Genomic DNA, 18486 nt, shown 5'->3' with positions numbered 1-18486 from the left:
ACCGTGGCGATAGTGCATAGTATTACCAATGGACTTTTAGCGCTGGGTGTGATGGGCGTATTTATTGGTATGTTTTTAGAAAGCGCTTATATCCCAGTGCCTTCGGAAATCATTTTACCCTATGCAGGCTATCTCGTCTTTTTACATCGTGCCACACTATTAGAAGCCATGTTGGCCGGGCTCCTTGGGGGAATTTTTGGTGCTGTATTTGCCTACTGGATAGCTCGTTACGGCGGGCGTCCCCTCATTGAACGTTATGGCCGTTACGTCTTCATCCATCACAAGCAAATTGATCGCGCAGATGCCTGGTTCAGGCGGCACGGTGATGGCGCAGTCTTTTTTGGGCGGCTATTACCCGGTATACGCACCTACATTTCCTTACCCGCTGGCGTTGCAGCCATGCCATTTGGACGCTTTTTGCTTTTCTCTCTATTAGGTGCGTTGCCATGGACGGTGCTATTTACCTATATTGGATTTGTTCTTGGTCATAATTGGCAGCACATTGGCAAGCTCGGTGAATATTTTGCAGGATTCGTTCTTATTCTCTTCGTGGCCTGGCTGGCCATGCTGTGGAAAAGTCGTGCCAAAGCCAATCACTAATTTCCCACCAAATGAGCCAGGGAATCATCCACCAAACATGGGGAATGGGGGGCATTGATAAAGGCCAAAGAGCTCGGCTTAAGTCTTCAAGCCCCACCGCTCCTAAGCTAACGATGCGAAGAACTTCACTCCACCAGGCCAATGGATTTAACCAATCTTGCAGTGCAAAGGGCAGAACAAGCCCAGCCAGAAAACCCGCGAAAATTCCCACCAGATCACTGGTTCCAACCATCAACATGAAGAGGGTGCCAAAGGCTTCTAGTGGTTCTATCCACGTGGCCGTCAGGATCCGGTTGGCTGTTTGATGCTGATGGATGTCCATGGCCGCCTTTGTCACCAGGATGAGACCGGCAGCAAACCACCATCCTTGTAGGGATACACTCGCTGTAGTATGCCACAAGACAAATAGCAGCATAAACGTGAGAATCCAAGCAATCACGGTAGAAAGATGATGCCCGATACGTCCTTGTTGATATAGCGCCGTGCCACCTTGAAATCCGACAAGCAATGCCAATCCCAACACCCAAAATTCCTTCACGCTATTCCTCTACTTTCGTGGAATTACGGACCAAAAACTCGGCTCTTCGAACCCCAAGCGCCATAACGATATTCCTGCCAGATGATCGTGGCGGGCCAAATTAATGCGTGCCTGTGCCGAACGTGTCCCCATGTAATATACAATATGCTTGACGCCCCCGGCGGCAGTATAAGTAAACCAGTTTTGAGAATCCAGATAATTATAGTGTGCATGGACTCCATATTTTCGGAGCAACTGGGGAACCTCTTCATCAGGTACTGTATTGGCGGGACCTGCGCGTCCGTTATCAACCCAGTCATAACCGTACATGCCGATTGCCAGAACAATTTTACTGGCAGGAACCTTTTTCAATGCAGCCTTGATATTGTCTTGAACCCACCCAAAAGGGGCTACGGGACCAGGTGGTCCCCCGCTATAGTGATGATCATAAACCATTACCACCAAATAGTTAGCCGCCTTCGCCAGAGCTGGATAATCATCGGCTCCATTGATAGCATAGGGTAATCCCACCAACGGAAACACAGAGACCCCAAGAGTTTTATGCAAGGCATGCAACTTGCTGGCCAAATCCGTCACAAATAAAGACAAACCTGTTCGGGCGCTGGGCTTAAGTAATTCAAAATCGATATTGACGCCATCAAGGTGATCGTTTTTTACGATCGATAAGATATTTGTAATGGCTTGTTGCCTCAAGGCGGCCGTCAATAGGACTTGCGAACTGCCTCCCGCATTAGTAAACAGGGGGACCACTGCAACATGATGCTGATGCGCGAGTTGGACAACGTAATTGTCATAGCCGATATCCGTAACGGTTCCACTGGGATTAACCTGAAACCAGCGAGGGCTTACTGTAGTAAGTTGGTTGATATGAGCTTGAAAAGAAGTCTCCGAGCCGGGATGTCCACTACCCGGCGAATAGTTTTGATAAAATCCAATTACTTGAAAGTGCGATGAAGATGACGACGGGTTGACGCGTGATGGATGGCGTGTCAAGGCAATCAACAACATTATGACCAAAAGACCGCCGAGTCCCCACGCGACCCAATGTTTATATTCACGCCACCATATTTCCCACGGTTTGTCCATCATATGTCTTCCCCCGTCCCTGATAATCTTTCTCTTGTAGTATGGTCGGGAGCAGACAGTTCATTCAGCCACTAGGGTGCTGTGCATGATACTGGCGAAGACGGGTCCGCAGAAGACGATTTTCGTGTTCAAGCCGCTGAATTCGCCATTGTTTTTCTTGGCTTTGTACGGTTAATAAATGCATGAGAATCCGGCGGCTAGACCGAAGACGTAATAGTTTTTCCTGCAACGCCGCGATCTCTCCTTGTAACCGGATAATTTCTTCATTCGGATCGCGATACATCTCTTTGTCCCTTCTTTCCGCCATATGGTTGTTCTTGACCTAGTATACCGTTTTGCCTGGGAAAATATTCCTGACCTGGGGAGCGCAAAATGCTAATCCCCTGGAACCATTTAGTGGTCCAGGGGATTGGTATGAGGCAGCAAGACACTTAGGCGAGCGTATGGGCTAATTCCACAAAAGTGCGGACCATCACGCCCGTGGCACCATCCACGGCATTCAGTGGTCCTTCTTTCGTCCATGCTGTTCCGGCAATGTCCAAGTGGGCAAAGGGAATACCGCCCGCAAATTCCCGAATAATCATGCCCCCGGTAATTGTGCCAGCGTCCCGTCCGGGCGAATTTTTAATATCCGCCACTTTTGATTTGTACAGCTCTTTGTATTCGGGATAAATGGGTAAGCGCCAAATGCGTTCGCCTACCCTGTCCCCGGCTTCGATCACCTGGGACGCCAGGTGATCATCGTCCGCGACAAGTCCCGTGGCCTCATGACCCAACACGACCAAAACGGCCCCGGTCAAGGTCGACGTTTCCACAATCCAATTGGGCCGCAAGTATGCCGCATAACTAACGGCATCGGACAAAGCGACGCGTCCTTCCGCATCTGTATTGGTAATCTCGATGGTCTTCCCATTAAAGGCCCGAACGACGTCACCGGGCTTGTAAGCCGAGCCTGATGGCATATTTTGAGCAATGGCCATTAAACCGATAACGTTCACTGACGGTTTAGTATCAGCAATCGCACACATCGCACCTAAAACAGCTGCGGCACCTAACATGTCATACTTCATTTCTTCCATTCCGGCAGATGGTTTCAAACTAATGCCGCCGGAATCGAAGGTAATACCCTTGCCGACAAGGGCTAAAGTCTTATCGGCATGGGCATCATAACGCATCACGACGAGACGCGGTGGATACACACTGCCTTGTCCGACCCCTAATAAGGCCTCCATGCCCAATTCCCTAAGGCGGGTTTCATCAAATACTTCTACACTAAACCCATGGCGGCGCCCTGCGTCCACAGCTTCTTCCGCAAGAAGTTCTGGATACAATTTATTGGACGGGCGAAATCCTAAATCCCGTGTATAGTTCTGGGCATTGGCCACAATTAAACCCATGTTGACACCATCTTGCGCCGATTCAACATGGCCAATATTGGACAAATAGAGATCGGCAACATGCCGCTCGACAGGTTCTTGATGATATCCTGCAAATTTCCATGATCCCAAGACCCATCCCTCTGTCGCAGCCAATGCAGCATCTTTTTCTGAAAAATTTCCTTGCGGTAAACCTGCTGCCACCGATTGCACTTTCATTTTTTCGCTAATCTGGGCAAGTTGTCCAAAAACTTTTCGTACAACATTGGTCGTCAATTCACTTTGTTTTCCTAATCCGATAAATACCACGCGCCGGGTCAGTACACCGGGAATAGGCAATGCCGTCAGGGTCTGTAACAATTTTCCCTCAAATTCCCCTCGTGCCATGGCATCGGTTAAAAGGGTTTGGTAGGCTTCAGGAATATGTTCTCGGTCGGTCCCGTTCTCATTTTCATAGACTCCTACTGCCACGAGTTCAGCGGGAACCTTAAAACGGTCATCGACCTTTAACTGCACTTTCACGTTGTATCCTCCTATGTGTTTGAATTGAAGTCAGACCACCGTTCCAAAAAGAATCGGAGATAATTTCCCCCGAAAATACGCTCAATAGTCTCATCGGAAATTCCTCGATCACTCATATGGTCCGCCAATATAGATAAATGGGTAACATCTTCGAGTCCTGTCACTGGTTTTTCGACGCCGTCAAAGTCAGACCCCAAACCCAGATGCCGATCATCCCCAACCAAATCTAAATGATGTTGGGCATGATCTACCACTCGGTCCACATCCTGCGCACCGCCTAAAAACTCGCGCACAAAAGTTAGGCCTTGTATACCGCCATGACGGGCAAGAGCGAGAATTTGAGCATCAGTCAGGTTCCGACGATGATCAGCCAACGCGCGGCAATTGGAATGCGATGCTATCACAGGCTGTTCCGAAATCTCCATCACATCCCAAAACGCTGCATGGCTTAGGTGCGACACATCTAAGACCATTCCGATCCGGTTAATTTCTTGGATAATCAGGCGCCCAGCACGGCTAACCCCACCCCCTCCGGGATCTTCCCCGGCTCCATCCGCCAACGCGTTGCGTTCGTTCCAAGTGAGACTCATGAGACGAAAGCCGAGACGATATAATACCCGAACGAGCCTGGGATCCGTTCCAACAGCTTCCGATCCCTCGATAGACATTACCACTCCTATCTTATCAGAACTCAGGACCCGGTCGAGAGAGGCTTTATCAAATACGTGAACGACGTCGGGTTGAGCCGCTTCGACTTCGGTGTAAAATTGATCGACGAATGTCAATAAACGGGGAAGAGCGCGCTCAGGCTTAAATTCCGGTTCGACCCAACAAGACAAAAATTGCAGTTTATGACCGGCTTGTTTCATGCGGGGAAAATCAAGCTGTCCCTCTTGACTGGCTTCAAACAAATGACGCTGACCTTTTAAAGCCGCTAATAGACTATCCGCATGGGTATCCACGACCGGCATTTCATGACCGTGCCACAGCACCGCCTCATCCTCCTTATTCTCGATAAAAAATTCTTTTGACCTCACGTGCTCGGCCGGAATGTTCATCGATATCAACAATAAGACCACCGAATTGCCCCGCACCGGTAGCCGTATCAAAGCGTACGGGCATTTGCGTTTTCAATTTTTGAATCACTAATTCGGTTTTCACGCCAATGACAGAGTCCCTGGGACCTGTCATACCTAAATCCGTGATGAAAGCCGTACCTTGAGGCAAAATACGTTCATCCGCCGTCTGCACATGCGTATGCGTTCCTACCACAACCGATACTTTTCCATCTAAATACCAGGCCAAGGCTGCCTTTTCTGACGTCGTTTCAGCATGGAAATCCACTAAAATCACGCGCACTTCAGGAGCCAAACTGTCCAGAACCCGATCCATGGCAGCAAACGGATCATCATATTGAAAAGGCATAAATGCTCGCCCCGCGAGGTTAATCACCGCCACAGGAATGCCGTGAATGCCTGTCACCACATAACCATGTCCTGGAGTTCCCACAGGCAAATTCAGAGGCCGCAACAGAGCCGGTACATCATCGAGAAACTCCAAAACTTCTTTTTTGTCAAAAATATGGTTGCCCGATGATAACACGTCCACGCCCGAAGCGAGAAGATCATCCATGATTTCGTGGGTCAATCCATTCCCGCCGGCTGCATTTTCCCCATTAGCCACAACCAGGGTTACGCCATTTTCTGCCTTAATAATGGGAATAGCCGACTTCAACATACGCCGGCCTACTTTTCCCACGACATCGCCTACCAATAAAACCTTCATTCTATCCTGCCTTTCACCGTGAGCAGATATCTGTTTGTTGTCTATGTGTTAAACACGACCACCCGACCTTCATCGCGGAGCGCCACAAGATGACCGTGCGCGTCTTGACTTAAGGCCTCCAAGTTGGCTTGAATTGTTTCTTCTTGGAGCATGAGTTCTTCTTCCAATAAGTCATGGGTATCTGTCACCACATCTTGTTCAAACCAGTCATGGAGTACTTCAATCATCATGCCCACTTCTTCCACCGATACGGTGTCAATGTCGCGGCGGAGTTCAATAATGGTGGCGGTATCCCAATCTAAACGATCTAATTCAATCAGCGACAGAGGCCGACCTGTAACCCACCGGTAAGTTTGCAACACATCAACGAGCTGATCAGTTAATGCAGACCACGTTTCATCACATATTGTTTTTCGAACAATAAATGTCATATTCAATGTTCGATCATCCGGATTAAACTGAACACTATTAATCTCCGGATAGCGCATCATTACTGTAATTAAAGCTCCCAGTCCTCGTGTGCTGCTTCCCCAACCTGACGATGATAGGTTCATTCGGCACCCTCCCTTTCCGGCCGTCAAACGCCTTTATGCTATCATACGTATCATCCAACGAATCAGTCAGTTTTTCCTGTATTTGAGTAATGGATATTCCCTCCAACATATTATAAAGTGGGAGGTTTCCATTTATCGGTATTTTCCAAATGACCATCAGGATATAACGACAGAAATTTTTCTTTTAATTCGACAGCTGTTTCAGGATATTTGTCGTCTTTCACACAGGCTTCTACCGGACACACATCCGCACATTGCTGGGTTGTATAAAAACCGTAACACTCCGTACAATGTCCGGGATCAATCACATAAATATCTTCTGCCTCACTAATGGCTCCATTAGGGCATTCGGGTTCGCATGCCCCGCATGAGATGCATTCTTCAATGATTTTAAGAGCCACAGTTAACACTCCTTTTCTGTTGCTGGCGCATTATCCGGGCCTGCTAACTGCCATGCCACTGCCGTGGGGAATCCTCGACGGATTAAGTAGCGGCCAAACCGAAGTCGTTCCCGCGGTTCGTTCATATCGTACCGCTCCTCAAGAGCTTCGGCAATCTTTAGCCAATCAATCGCCTGGATTCGTTCATGAAGGATATTTTCCCAAATTTCTCTAGATAATCCTCGTGACATCAGGCGGTGGCGAATTAAACCCGGTCCCATCGTTTGTGTCGCTAGACATTGCTCAATAATCTGGCGGGCAAGCCGGACATCATCTAACCACCCTTCATCGATGAGTCGGCTTACCGTTTGTTCTACAAGAGGATAATCATAACCCTGTTCTTGCAGACGTTTTGCCAGGCACGCACTGCTATAGTCGCGATATCCCAACCAGCGCAGTGCTTGAATATAGGGATCTTTATTCGATGTCCTGCTCATCAGGGGTCCCTAAAGACACTAAAGACGAACTGGCTTGGAAATGCTGGCGGATCTTTGCGTCCAATTCTTGCGCAAGTTCGGGATTGTTTTTGAGAAATTCCCGGGTGTTTTCTCGCCCTTGGCCTAAACGCAAATCTCCATAGGCATACCAGGCGCCACTTTTTTGCACGAGACCAATTTCTACCGCAAGATCTAAGATACTGCCTTCACGAGAGACGCCTTCCCCATATAAGATATCAAATTCTGCCTGTTTAAAGGGTGGAGCCACTTTGTTTTTTACCACTTTCACACGCGTTCGGTTCCCTACAACCTCGGTGCCTTGTTTTAAGCTATCAATGCGTCGGACTTCTAGCCGAATGGACGAATAAAATTTCAGGGCTCGTCCCCCAGGCGTTGTTTCCGGGTTGCCGAACATGACCCCAACCTTTTCACGTAGTTGGTTAATAAACACGGTCACGGTATTGGACTTGGAAATCGCACCCGTTAACTTCCGCAACGCTTGAGACATTAACCGCGCCTGCAGTCCCACATGGGCGTCACCCATTTCGCCCTCAATTTCTGCCCGCGGTACAAGGGCCGCCACCGAGTCGACCACAACAATATCTACGGCGCCAGACCGGACAAGTGCTTCAGCAATCTCCAGGGCTTGTTCGCCAGTATCTGGCTGAGAAATTAACAAGTCATTGAGATTCACGCCAAGTTTCCTCGCGTATAGCGGATCTAACGCGTGTTCCACATCAATAAACGCCGCTACGCCCCCGGCTTTTTGCGCTTCAGCAATAGCATGCAATGCTATAGTGGTTTTTCCTGAGGACTCTTGTCCATAAATTTCCACTACTCTGCCGCGGGGCAATCCCCCTACTCCCATCGCAATATCAAGGGGAAGACAACCGGTCGAAATCACATCGATCGCGGTTTGCCCTGATGCCTCCCCTAATCGCATTATCGATCCCTTACCAAATTGCTTTTCAATTTGTGCGAGCGCCAGATCCAATGCCTTGTTCCGGTCCATCGCCATAGTTTCTTTTCCTCCCCTTGCTAACCTAACTCAGGAAACTATTCGCTAGAACCTCAATAATCTCCTCTATCTTTTTACCGCGGCCGGGCGGGCTCCATATTAACGGATTTTCCGCGAATAACAATAGAGCCCATGTTTTGGAGAACTTTTGCAGCGGCATCCTTCGGCATTTCAACGAAAGTAAAGCGGTCATAAATGTCGATGAGCCCGATGACACTGCCAGAAATATGAGCTCCTTCCGCTAATCCCCGAACAATATCCGCTGGAGAGACACGGTCCATTCGACCAAGGTTCAAAAACAGCCGAACCATGCCGGGCTCAGCACCCGTCTCGCCAAATTCTCCCTCAACGGGCTGATCATGCCCTTTATCGAGCATTAATCGTAATGCAGCTGCCGCAATATCTACGCTATCATAAGATTGAGCTAATTCCATGACAATATCTTGGTAGGCTGGCAACACGCCCCGTTCAATTTCATCAGCCAATCGATTTTTCAAGGCTTCGCGTTGTTTCTCCGCAACATCCTCTTGGGTCGGCAAAGGACGGCGTTGTAATCGCACCCGCAAAATCCGTTCCATCTGGCGAAATTGGCGAAATTCTTTGGGCAATACGAGAGTAATCGCGGTACCACTTCGCCCTGCCCGGCCTGTTCGTCCTATACGGTGCACATAGGTTTCGGTATCTTGGGGAAGGTCATAATTAATCACATGCGTGACGTTATCGATATCGAGACCACGTGCTGCCACGTCGGTCGCTACGAGAATCTCGCTCGCACCCTCTTTAAACCGTTTAAGCACACGATTTCTTTGAACCTGGTTCAAATCGCCATGAATAGCTTCAGCAGAATATCCCCGAGCTTGCAATCCTTCAGCCAATTCATCGACGCGTTTTTTAGTTCGGCAAAAGATAATCGTTCTTTCGGCGCTTTCCATATCCAAAATACGTGATAGCCCATCAAGCTTTTCGTGCTCCCGCACTTCATAGTACACCTGTTCGATTTTGGGAACCGTTAGCCGTTCCGGACTGATCGAAATATGCTCGGGGTTTTTCAAATATTTCCGTGCTAATCGCGAAATTGCTTCGGGAACGGTCGCCGAAAATAACATGGTCTGCCGTTCCGTGGGAATATTTTGGAGAATAAACTCAACATCTTCGATAAATCCCATATCGAGCATTTCGTCGGCTTCATCTAAGACCACCATGCGCACCGAATCCAGTTTCAACGTGCCGCGGCGGATATGATCCATGACACGTCCCGGCGTCCCAATCACGACTTGAGCGCCATGTTCTAATGCCTTAATTTGACGATCATAAGATTGTCCCCCATAAATGGGTACGACCTTGACCCCAGAATGCCGCCCAATTTTTGTAATCTCTTCGGAGACCTGAATCGCCAACTCCCGAGTTGGTGCCATCACCAAGGCCTGGACCTTTTTGCTTCGGTGATCTAATCGTTCAACAATTGGCACGCCGAAGGCTGCCGTTTTTCCTGTTCCGGTTTGGGCCTGACCAATCAAATCATGGCCTTCCAAAATTAAGGGAATAGTTTTGACCTGAATGGGGGAAGGCTCCTCAAATCCCATTTCCTCCAATGCTTTGAGCACAGGCAAAGATAACCCCATGCTCTTAAATGTTTCGAGTTTTACGGATTCCTGTTCCATTGACGACTCCTTTATCGTGTGTTAAATACCTCAAAATTGGGACGAGCATAAGATTCGGACAGACCTAGCATGTCCCATAACAAAGTCAGCGCCATTTCCACAGCGGCTTCCCGTACGCCATCACGGTCAGCAGAAATGACGCGACGCCTCACTTCACTACCTTTTGGGCCTGCGACAGCCGTATAAAAGGTTCCCACCGGATTATCCGAATCTCCGCCCCCTGGTCCTGCATAACCGGTCGTACTGACACCCCAATGAGTGCCATACTTTTGGCGAATACTTTGTGCCATCGCGACAGCACATTCAGCACTTACGGCTCCGTATTGTTCAAGAATACTTACGGGAACACCGTATAATGCTTTGATGCGATCAGTATATGCAACCGCTCCTCCAGCCACACATAGAGAAGCTCCCGGTACGTTAATCAATGTGGCCATGAATAATCCACCGGTTAAAGATTCCATGGCACTGATAGTTTCTTGTCGTTGACTGAGCGTCTCAATCAGAACCGTGGTACGATCAACATGTGTTAACTCGTACAAGCGGCTCGTCACCCGTCCCCTAATCCAAGCCACGGCCCGTTCATTCAGTACCCACTGCTGGGGCGAAGTTGATGACTCCACCCGCACTTCGACATGGCCCGGTCGTGCATAAATGCCTGTTTTGGGATGTTGCCCTGAAAGCAAGGGTAGCAATTGATGTGCGATAACCGACTCATCCATATCAAAAGATGTTAAGGTTCTCCGAATCACCGGATGGTTGAACGGCCCTTGACGCAACCACGGCAACAAAAAATCATGAGCTACCCCTTGAAGTTCTCTGGGAGGACCAGGCAGAAGAACGGTCACGCCTGACGCATCCTCAATGAGTTGCCCCGGGGCTTGCCCATGGGGATTTTGCCAGATTGTCGCTCCCGTAATCACTTGTGCTTGTCGCGACACAGATTCCTGCCAACCTATACTCCGTCCATGATGGGCAGCTATATGATCTATCGTGGTCGAATCTACGATGAGATCCCGGTGATAATAGCGAGCTACGGCGTCTTTGGTCAGATCGTCGGCGGTCGGGCCTAATCCTCCTATCACAATCACGAGATCCACATGCTGATGCATCCACTCTAATGCTTGCGATATGGCCGTGACATCATCCCCGACAACCATGTGCCATCTGGTATGAATTCCGACCGATAACAGCTGTTGTGCCAGCCACGCGGCATTGGAATTGATCACTTCACCGCTTAAAACTTCATCGCCTACCGCCACGAGGCCGGCAAGATTAAACACGCCTGTCCCTCCGTACTATCAGGTATTATGATCATGCCATATTTAGGGTAGAAATACAACTGTCTGACAAATCCGGTGGCTTTTGGTGGGAGTCAAAGAAAAACGGGCGCGAACATCCCGCGCCCGCGAGTTGTCATGAGGCTACTAAGGACCGAACAGCCTCACCCGGTAATGTTTCATGTTCTAAAAGATTGTCAGCTAGCGTTAATAATTCTTCTTTGTGCTGGCTAATCAGTTCATCCACAATGGTCTGTTGTTCGGCAATAATGTCTCGAATCGTCTGATAGAGTAGATCAGCCGATAAAGCTTCCTCATGAATTACACCGAGCGGCGATAATCCTGATAGAACCATCTGCCGAGCCACATCCCACGCTTTTTCAAAATCATTGGCTGCTCCAGTACTTTGTTCTCCCAAAATGGTACGTTCTGCCGTTGAACCGCCCAACAGCACTTGAATCTCCGCTTTCAATTCCGATACTGTCTGAAGCAGCCGGTCATCCTCGGGAGCATGACGTACAAATCCCAGCGCCATTCCGCGTGGAGCGATCGTAATGGATGACACGGAACCGGGGGAAACCAGTTCTCCCACAATCGCATGACCACTTTCATGGATTGCAACACGCTTGAGATCTTCATGCCGCAGTGTCCGGTCCATACGTTCACCAAGCATCACTTTGTCTACGGCTTGACGTAAATGATGGGTAGTAATGAATTCCGCGTTGTCACGCATCGCCAAAATTGCCGCTTCATTACACACACTTTCAAGGTGAGCCCCAGAAAAACCAAATGTCTCCCGGGCAATAGTCTCAAGATCAGCATTCGCATCTAAGGGCTTGTTACGCGTATGCAATCGCAAAATACTCAGGCGTCCTTCACGATCAGGCAAGTCGACGCGAACCAGCCGGTCAAACCGTCCGGGCCGCATTAAAGCCTGGTCCAATAAGTCGACGCGATTAGTGGCAGCCATGACCAAAATTCGTACATCATCGCCATGAACTGGCATCCCATCCATTTCTACAAGCAATTGATTGAGCGTTTGATCATATTCTAAATGGGATTGATTACTGCCCCGTTTTCCCGCCATCACTTCAATTTCGTCGATAAAGATAATCGCACTGGTTTTGCCTTCTTTACGCGCCAGGTTGCGAGCATCTTGAAACAACTGTCGCACTCGTTGCGCGCCAACTCCTGCATACATTTCAACAAATTCCGACCCCGACGCCGAAAGAAATACCGATTCGGTATATTGTGCTGCGGCCTTGGCCAATAAGGTTTTTCCCGTTCCTGGAGGACCGGTTAATAAGATTCCTTTCAAAGGACGAATTCCAAGGCGATTGATGACTTCCGGTTTTAAAATGAACTCGAGTGCTTCCTTTAATTCATTTTTGGCCGTTTGCTGGCCCCCAATATCTTGAAACGATGTTGATACTTGGCTGACCTGAATTTTTCGAGTATTGCGCGTTCCCAACCTGTTCAAAATGCCCGTGGCATAGACAGCAATGCCGAGACCCAACAATAAGACCAATGGCCAAATATCGACCCCATCAAGACCTAAAAATACTAGAAGAGCTAACACTGTTCCGACGATAATTTCCCTTATCATGCTCCCCCACCCCCTAATCTTAAGGGCATAACTTGATCCAGCCAATGATTATGCGATTGTAAGGTCACGAAAATATGATGGTTGCCTAACTCGACCGTAGCAGTCATGTGATGATCTTTAGCTAAAGTTTGAATGCTTTTATTCATCGCGACATATTGTCCTGTCGCTTCTCCCTGCGCAATGATTAATCGTAACGTATTGACCATTGCATTCATCGTAGGACTGGCATGGTCGCGGATAATAATCTGACGGGGATTATGTCCTGTAATTTGGGAGCTCGTATTGTCAATCGCCTCATAGGTTGTCATAAGGTTGGCATCTTTTGTTAAAGTGACCGTCACGATATCTTGCGGGGACACCTGAACCTGGCGTACTCCATGAATCCGACTAATGGATTGCATCAGAGGCGAGCGGATGGCAGAGCGAAGATAAATCCATTGGACACCTCGTAAGATAGCAAAAACCGCAATAAATACAACAAAAATCATGAAAACTTGTTTGACAGAAAACTTCATCATCCCGACTCGCCTCCTTTACGATTGAGTTATGAAACTGAATAAAACGCTGAACACTGGGCAGTATATCACAGCATTATTCTATTTGGTTGCGTCAATGCTTGTCTAAATAGGAGGAATCCAACAAAGTTGGGCAAGGTTATCAGTTTTTAGGCCAATAGTGGTAAAAATACTCCCAACCGGTCCAAATCGTTAAAATGATAGCCACAGCCCAAAATCCATCGGCCACCCATCCCCCCAATACAGCGGAAGCGCCTAAGGCAAACAGCTGACTAGTAGTTTTCCATTTTGCGGGATAGCTCGCCGCCATCGTGGTACCCGGCGGTAATACCGACCGCAGACCCGTGATGGCTAATTCGCGCAGTAACACAATAAAAAGAAGCCAGGCGGAAAGCCGGCCCGTGGCAATTAATGCTAAGCCGGCTCCCAGAACTAAAATCTTGTCGGCCAGAGGATCCAGATAAGATCCAACTCGCGTCGTATGCGTAAGATGCCGGGCGAGTCTGCCATCGATAAAATCTGTCAATCCCGCCACAATAAAGATAGCCAAGCCAAACCAATGCCACTGGGCCGATGGCTCAAGCCAGCAGGCGATCACTACCGGCGTCAAAACAACCCGGGATAACGTCACATAATCGGCGACGTTCACATCAAAGCCTCCGCTGTCAAGTCATATTCGCGCGTTCCAGAAATTCGAACGGGAATGACCTGTCCAGGAGCATACCGTCCCTTCACATAGGTCACGCCATCGATCCCCGGAGCATCCGTAGCTCCCCGTCCCACGCTCACGGTATCACCCGTTTCTTCAATCAATAACGGCATGACGCGACCGATATGACGCCCCCGCACTGATCCCACCAACTTTCTTTGCACCAACATGGCTTCGCGACGGCGTCGTTGTTTGACCGATTCTGGAACCGGGTCACCCAATTTTTCGGCGCGGGTTCCTTCTTCATGCGAATAGGTAAAGACTCCAACATGATCGAATTGCATCGTTTGAATAAATTGTAACAACGTCTCAAAGTGTTCGTCAGTTTCACCCGGAAACCCGACAATAAATGTCGTGCGAAGCGTAATGTCAGGAATTGCGTCACGAATCATGTGAATAACGCGTTCTGTCTTGTCCCGACGAAATGGCCGGCCCATTTTTTGAAGTAAATCGGGATGTGCATGTTGTAAGGGCATGTCGAGATAAGGAGCTACTACCGGCAAATCGCGCATCGCGTGCACTAATTGCGGAGTAATTTGCGTTGGATAGCTATACATAATACGCACAAAGACCAAATCAGGAATTTCCTGCAACGCATACAACAAACGTGGCAGCTCGGGATGTCCATATAAATCATGACCCCAAATGGTAGAATCTTGCGCAACCAGGATTAATTCGCGGACGCCCGATGCAACGAGTTGCCGTGCTTCGCCAATGATGTCCTGAAGAGGGCGACTTCGATATCCCCCACGCATTTGAGGAATGGCACAAAAACTGCAGCTGTGATCGCATCCTTCGGCAATTTTTAAGTATGCCGTGTAATGGGGTGTGGTAAGTTTCCGGGACGTCTTCATGCCGCTCACCGGCATTTCTCCCCAAAAATGGGGTCGTGTACCGTGCAATGCCCCTTCCACCGCTTCCACGATCCGGTGGAACTCACCAGTGCCGACCATGGCATCGACCTCCGGCAAATCGTCCCACAGGGTTTGTTGGTATCGCTGGGAAAGGCATCCCGCCATGACGAGTGCTTTAAGTTGTCCCTTTTCGCGATATTGATTCATTTCTAATATGGTATCAATAGATTCTTGTTTAGCGGAATTGATAAATCCGCACGTATTGACAATTAACACATCCGCTTCCTGGGCTTCTGGAGTTAATTGATAACCAGCTTCTTCTAATAGTCCGAGCATCACTTCAGAGTCTACTCGGTTCTTGGGACAGCCTAAAGACACCATCCCAACTTTTGTCGTCACGACAATCACCTCGCACGTATCATAGCGTAGCCAAGCGGGAAAATAAAGAGGCAAACTCTTGTCGACGTTCTATTTGCAAAGTTTGCCAACTATGATGCTACTATGCAGGACATTGTGATCGTTCCCCCTGCTATGAGCGTGAAGGAGGTTTTTATTGTGCGCATTATCACGGTTAGTCGCAAGGCATTGCGTTACCTGATTGTTGCCGTAATCATGGCCACCGTGATGACAGTCGGCTTATGGGCTACAGGTTACGACATGACGACCTCAGCCCAAGCTGCGACATTACCCCCCCAAGATCGGTACTCGCTGCGAGATGTTGAAACCAACCAAAAAGTCGCAGCCCTGACCTTCGATATTTCATGGGGAACAGTTATGCCTCCCAAAGTTCTTGCGATTTTAAAAACCGACCACGTACCCGCCACCATTTTCGTCTCCGGGCCGTGGGCCAAACAGCATCCGGATATTGTTAAAGCCTATGCACAGGCGGGCATCGAAGTCGAATCGCATGGTTGGGCCCATGTCAATTATTCGGGACTATCCAACCAAGGCATTGTCGATAACCTGATGAAAACCGATCAGGTTATCCAACATATCACTGGGCAAAAACCCACTTTTGTTCGGCCACCGAATGGCGATTTCAATAGCCGCTCGATTTTAGCAGCCCGGTCAGTTGGCTATACCACGGTCACCTGGGGAACTGACTCACTAGATTGGATGAACCCAGGCGTTGCCACCATTATTCGACGGGTGACCACCCGCATTCATCCCGGCGATATTATCCTGATGCATGCTTCAGACACATGCAAACAAACCGATATAGCCCTTCCCACGATCTTGCAATCATTACGTGAAAAAGGCTATAAATTAGTGACTCTCAAACAATTATTGACCTATGGCAAACCTATTTACCGCGGCTAAACCGGGAACGGAGCCATTGGCCAAATGACTGTCGCACCGTTTTCACGCCATCAGCCTGCATTGTTTCCAAACTTGTCACGTAAGCCGGCTGGCCGGTGGCAACCACCGAGACAAAACCCGCTGGTTGATGGCGTTTAACAGGTGCATTCAGCGCAATGGGGCGCACATAGATCTGATAGGTTTCTTGATTAGGCAACGACAACCATACGGGTTTCGTTACCTGCACTGGCACGGTGGGGCTTTGGCCTTTTCGCACCAAAACCCGTGCAACTTCCTCGCCAGGACGCAAAATTTCCGCTGTTGACCAGTGTTCAAATCCCCACACTAATAAATTTTTAGCATCCGCATAGCGATCCTGACTATGTAAAACCACAGCAATCAAGTCCTGACCATTGCGCGTGGCCGATGCGACTAAGCATTTACCGGCCGCATCCGTGGTTCCGGTCTTGATGCCTGTAGCATCGGGAAATGTATAGAGTAACTGGTTGGTATTGTGCAGGATTCGTTTTGTTTTGTGACGCAGTTCCATGATCTGCCCTTCGCGGGTGGCCACAATCTTACGAAATACGGGAAGGGTCATCGCATAGCGTGCAATCAACGCTAAATCATAGGCCGTCGAAAAATGCCCCGGCTTGGTGAGTCCATTAGGATTCTCGAACTGGGTATTAAATGCTCCTAATTCTTGCGCTTTCATGTTCATTTGCGCAACAAATTTTGAGACCGAACCAGCGTCAGCTTCAGCCAAGGCCACCGAGGCATCATTGCCTGATCTCATTAACAGTCCATAAAGCAGGTCATTGATGGTATATTTTTGTCCTGGAGCAATATGCAGTGCAGATCCCACCGTATAGGCTGCATTTCGCGATATCGTCACGGTCTTAGATAGATGGCCATGTTCAATAACTAAAATGGCTGTCATCATTTTGGTGACACTAGCAGGATCCAGTTGCCGAAATGCATCTTTCTCATACATGATAGCTCCCGTTCGCGCATCCATAAGAATGGCCCCACGCGCGGTAATATGCGGGCCTTGTTGCGAAACGACATGGGGCTGAGAAATGGACCGAGAAACCGCCGATTTAATGGAATGGTGATAAGCGGCTGGTCTTGTTGTCAACCCAACCGCTATAAGTGTGGAAACAAAATTCAGCATGCTCTTCCCTCACTGTCGGTTTTTCCTTATTGTGACCGACTTCATGAAAAGCATGCGATTACCCTTGAAAAGTCATATCGAGCACATAACTCGGACTCGGCAGCGGAACATTTTGTCCATCCACACTCACGTTAACCGCATGGGAACCCAAAATCACGCCGACCGACTGTGACCCACGAAATGTCACCTGTTGTCCTCCATAATACAATTTCCCTGGTTGGGGCACCCCATTCACGATGCCTTCAACCCAGCAATCATTGGTAAAGCTTAAACTGACTGAAATAGGTGTCTTACTGACCGTGTAATTCGCATAAAAAAGTTTCCCACTTTGACTCGTGCTCTGAAGGCTAATATTCACAGAATTGGCGCTTGTACTATGGTGCGATGCCGATGTTGTCACCTTTTTCGCGTGATGCGTTGATGAAGGCTGCGCCGGTTTTGTTGCCACATGCGCATGAGTATGGCGAGCAGAATGCTGCAGCATAATGAGTCCTCCCACAAACAGTACTGCCAATGCCACTAACAACCACACTAAAATAGACGGACTGGAATAGTCGGGGGCTTCTCCCGATTCGCGACTAAACCGGCGTTTGCGTGGAGGGGGTTCTGAACGCAGTGATCGGCTCGTACTATGCGTATATAATCCCGTTCTGGCCAGAGGCTCCATCGGCAAAATGGGAGGATGATCGATGGGCTGTCCAATTTGACGTCGGCGTTCTTCCACAAGTGCGTCCCCATCGAGATCGACAAGTCGCCCATAATTCTTTAAAAATCCTTGCCCATAAACTTCTCCAGGCAAATCATCCCACCGGTTTTGTTCCAGAGCGAGAATATATTCGCGACGGATATGCAAGGCTTCACTGACTTGATCGATAGATAGACGCCGCCTAATGCGGGCCTGATTAAGAACTTGGCCAATGTTAACCGGTCCGTTATTGGCTGACGTATCCAAAGTGTTCTCTCCCTTCTTATTCCCGTTCACGTTCTTTTGAGAGTCTAGGTGGGATCGACCTTGAAAATCGCTAACAAGGC

The 18486-nt window shown here is 48.8% G+C and carries 20 protein-coding genes; 2 read left to right on the top strand and 18 right to left on the bottom strand.

Annotated elements, in window-relative coordinates; genetic code table 11:
• Positions 1 to 3 precede the first annotated feature (3 nt).
• Positions 4 to 600 carry a DedA family protein gene (locus tag AOA63_RS05740; protein ID WP_082343773.1) on the top strand — a complete coding sequence of 199 codons (597 nt, stop codon included), beginning with the start codon at positions 4 to 6 and terminating at the stop codon, positions 598 to 600.
• Here the strand turns inward: AOA63_RS05740 and AOA63_RS05735 are convergent.
• The 16 genes from AOA63_RS05735 to rimO form a co-directional block, all read right to left on the bottom strand.
• Positions 539 to 1138, bottom strand: a complete 600-nt coding sequence (locus AOA63_RS05735; RefSeq protein ID WP_053958802.1) for a hypothetical protein — start codon at positions 1136 to 1138, stop codon at positions 539 to 541. The two genes, AOA63_RS05740 and AOA63_RS05735, sit on opposite strands and share 62 nt — an antisense overlap.
• A 9-nt stretch (positions 1139 to 1147) precedes the next feature.
• On the bottom strand, positions 1148 to 2227 hold the full coding sequence (locus AOA63_RS05730; RefSeq protein WP_053958801.1) for a glycosyl hydrolase family 18 protein: 1080 nt from the start codon (positions 2225 to 2227) through the stop codon (positions 1148 to 1150).
• Positions 2228 to 2288: 61 nt separating this feature from the next.
• Positions 2289 to 2507 carry a hypothetical protein gene (locus AOA63_RS05725; RefSeq protein ID WP_053958800.1) on the bottom strand — a complete coding sequence of 73 codons (219 nt, stop codon included), beginning with the start codon at positions 2505 to 2507 and terminating at the stop codon, positions 2289 to 2291.
• A 148-nt stretch (positions 2508 to 2655) separates the two neighbouring features.
• The gene (locus AOA63_RS05720) at positions 2656 to 4122 is read right to left on the bottom strand and encodes a leucyl aminopeptidase (protein ID WP_053958799.1); all 1467 of its coding nucleotides are present in this window, start codon (positions 4120 to 4122) and stop codon (positions 2656 to 2658) included.
• Between the two features lie 11 nt (positions 4123 to 4133).
• A complete protein-coding gene (locus AOA63_RS05715) occupies positions 4134 to 5114 on the bottom strand; it encodes a dipeptidase (protein ID WP_171822624.1) in 981 nt (326 codons plus the stop codon).
• Between the two features lie 13 nt (positions 5115 to 5127).
• Positions 5128 to 5907 (bottom strand): TIGR00282 family metallophosphoesterase, encoded by a 780-nt coding sequence (locus AOA63_RS05710; RefSeq protein ID WP_053958798.1) that lies wholly within the window; start codon positions 5905 to 5907, stop codon positions 5128 to 5130.
• A gap of 41 nt (positions 5908 to 5948) precedes the next feature.
• Complete coding sequence (locus AOA63_RS05705; RefSeq protein WP_053958797.1) at positions 5949 to 6461, bottom strand: hypothetical protein; 513 nt, start codon at positions 6459 to 6461, stop codon at positions 5949 to 5951.
• A gap of 110 nt (positions 6462 to 6571) precedes the next feature.
• Positions 6572 to 6862, bottom strand: coding sequence for a YfhL family 4Fe-4S dicluster ferredoxin (locus tag AOA63_RS05700; RefSeq protein WP_053958796.1), 291 nt, complete (start codon positions 6860 to 6862; stop codon positions 6572 to 6574).
• A 2-nt stretch (positions 6863 to 6864) separates the two neighbouring features.
• On the bottom strand, positions 6865 to 7338 hold the full coding sequence (locus AOA63_RS05695; RefSeq protein WP_053958795.1) for a regulatory protein RecX: 474 nt from the start codon (positions 7336 to 7338) through the stop codon (positions 6865 to 6867).
• Positions 7319 to 8356 carry a recombinase RecA gene (gene recA, locus AOA63_RS05690; protein WP_020374861.1) on the bottom strand — a complete coding sequence of 346 codons (1038 nt, stop codon included), beginning with the start codon at positions 8354 to 8356 and terminating at the stop codon, positions 7319 to 7321. Before recA ends, AOA63_RS05695 begins: the two co-directional genes overlap by 20 nt.
• Positions 8357 to 8430: 74 nt before the next feature.
• A complete protein-coding gene (locus AOA63_RS05685) occupies positions 8431 to 10017 on the bottom strand; it encodes a DEAD/DEAH box helicase (protein WP_053958794.1) in 1587 nt (528 codons plus the stop codon).
• An 11-nt stretch (positions 10018 to 10028) separates the two neighbouring features.
• Positions 10029 to 11300 carry a CinA family nicotinamide mononucleotide deamidase-related protein gene (locus tag AOA63_RS05680; protein ID WP_053958793.1) on the bottom strand — a complete coding sequence of 424 codons (1272 nt, stop codon included), beginning with the start codon at positions 11298 to 11300 and terminating at the stop codon, positions 10029 to 10031.
• A gap of 133 nt (positions 11301 to 11433) precedes the next feature.
• A complete protein-coding gene (locus AOA63_RS05675; protein ID WP_053958792.1) occupies positions 11434 to 12903 on the bottom strand; it encodes an AAA family ATPase in 1470 nt (489 codons plus the stop codon).
• Positions 12900 to 13421 (bottom strand): hypothetical protein, encoded by a 522-nt coding sequence (locus AOA63_RS05670; RefSeq protein WP_053958791.1) that lies wholly within the window; start codon positions 13419 to 13421, stop codon positions 12900 to 12902. The genes AOA63_RS05675 and AOA63_RS05670 overlap by 4 nt, the downstream gene beginning before the upstream one ends.
• Positions 13422 to 13560: 139 nt before the next feature.
• Positions 13561 to 14067 carry a CDP-diacylglycerol--glycerol-3-phosphate 3-phosphatidyltransferase gene (gene pgsA / locus AOA63_RS05665; protein WP_053958790.1) on the bottom strand — a complete coding sequence of 169 codons (507 nt, stop codon included), beginning with the start codon at positions 14065 to 14067 and terminating at the stop codon, positions 13561 to 13563.
• Positions 14064 to 15380 carry a 30S ribosomal protein S12 methylthiotransferase RimO gene (rimO, locus tag AOA63_RS05660; protein ID WP_242848282.1) on the bottom strand — a complete coding sequence of 439 codons (1317 nt, stop codon included), beginning with the start codon at positions 15378 to 15380 and terminating at the stop codon, positions 14064 to 14066. Before rimO ends, pgsA begins: the two co-directional genes overlap by 4 nt.
• Positions 15381 to 15512: 132 nt before the next feature.
• Between rimO and AOA63_RS05655 the strand changes: the two genes are divergently transcribed.
• On the top strand, positions 15513 to 16301 hold the full coding sequence (locus tag AOA63_RS05655) for a polysaccharide deacetylase family protein (RefSeq protein ID WP_242848281.1): 789 nt from the start codon (positions 15513 to 15515) through the stop codon (positions 16299 to 16301).
• Here AOA63_RS05655 and AOA63_RS05650 read toward each other — a convergent pair.
• Together AOA63_RS05650 and AOA63_RS05645 are read right to left on the bottom strand one after the other, a co-directional pair.
• Complete coding sequence (locus AOA63_RS05650; RefSeq protein WP_053958788.1) at positions 16285 to 17454, bottom strand: D-alanyl-D-alanine carboxypeptidase family protein; 1170 nt, start codon at positions 17452 to 17454, stop codon at positions 16285 to 16287. The genes AOA63_RS05655 and AOA63_RS05650 overlap by 17 nt on opposite strands.
• 58 nt (positions 17455 to 17512) lie before the next feature.
• The gene (locus AOA63_RS05645; RefSeq protein WP_053958787.1) at positions 17513 to 18406 is read right to left on the bottom strand and encodes a helix-turn-helix domain-containing protein; all 894 of its coding nucleotides are present in this window, start codon (positions 18404 to 18406) and stop codon (positions 17513 to 17515) included.
• Between the last annotated feature and the right edge of the window lie 80 nt (positions 18407 to 18486).

Source organism: Sulfobacillus thermosulfidooxidans, assembly GCF_001280565.1.
GTDB lineage: Bacteria > Bacillota > Sulfobacillia > Sulfobacillales > Sulfobacillaceae > Sulfobacillus > Sulfobacillus thermosulfidooxidans_A.
This window is presented reverse-complemented; position numbering and strand designations above follow the sequence as displayed.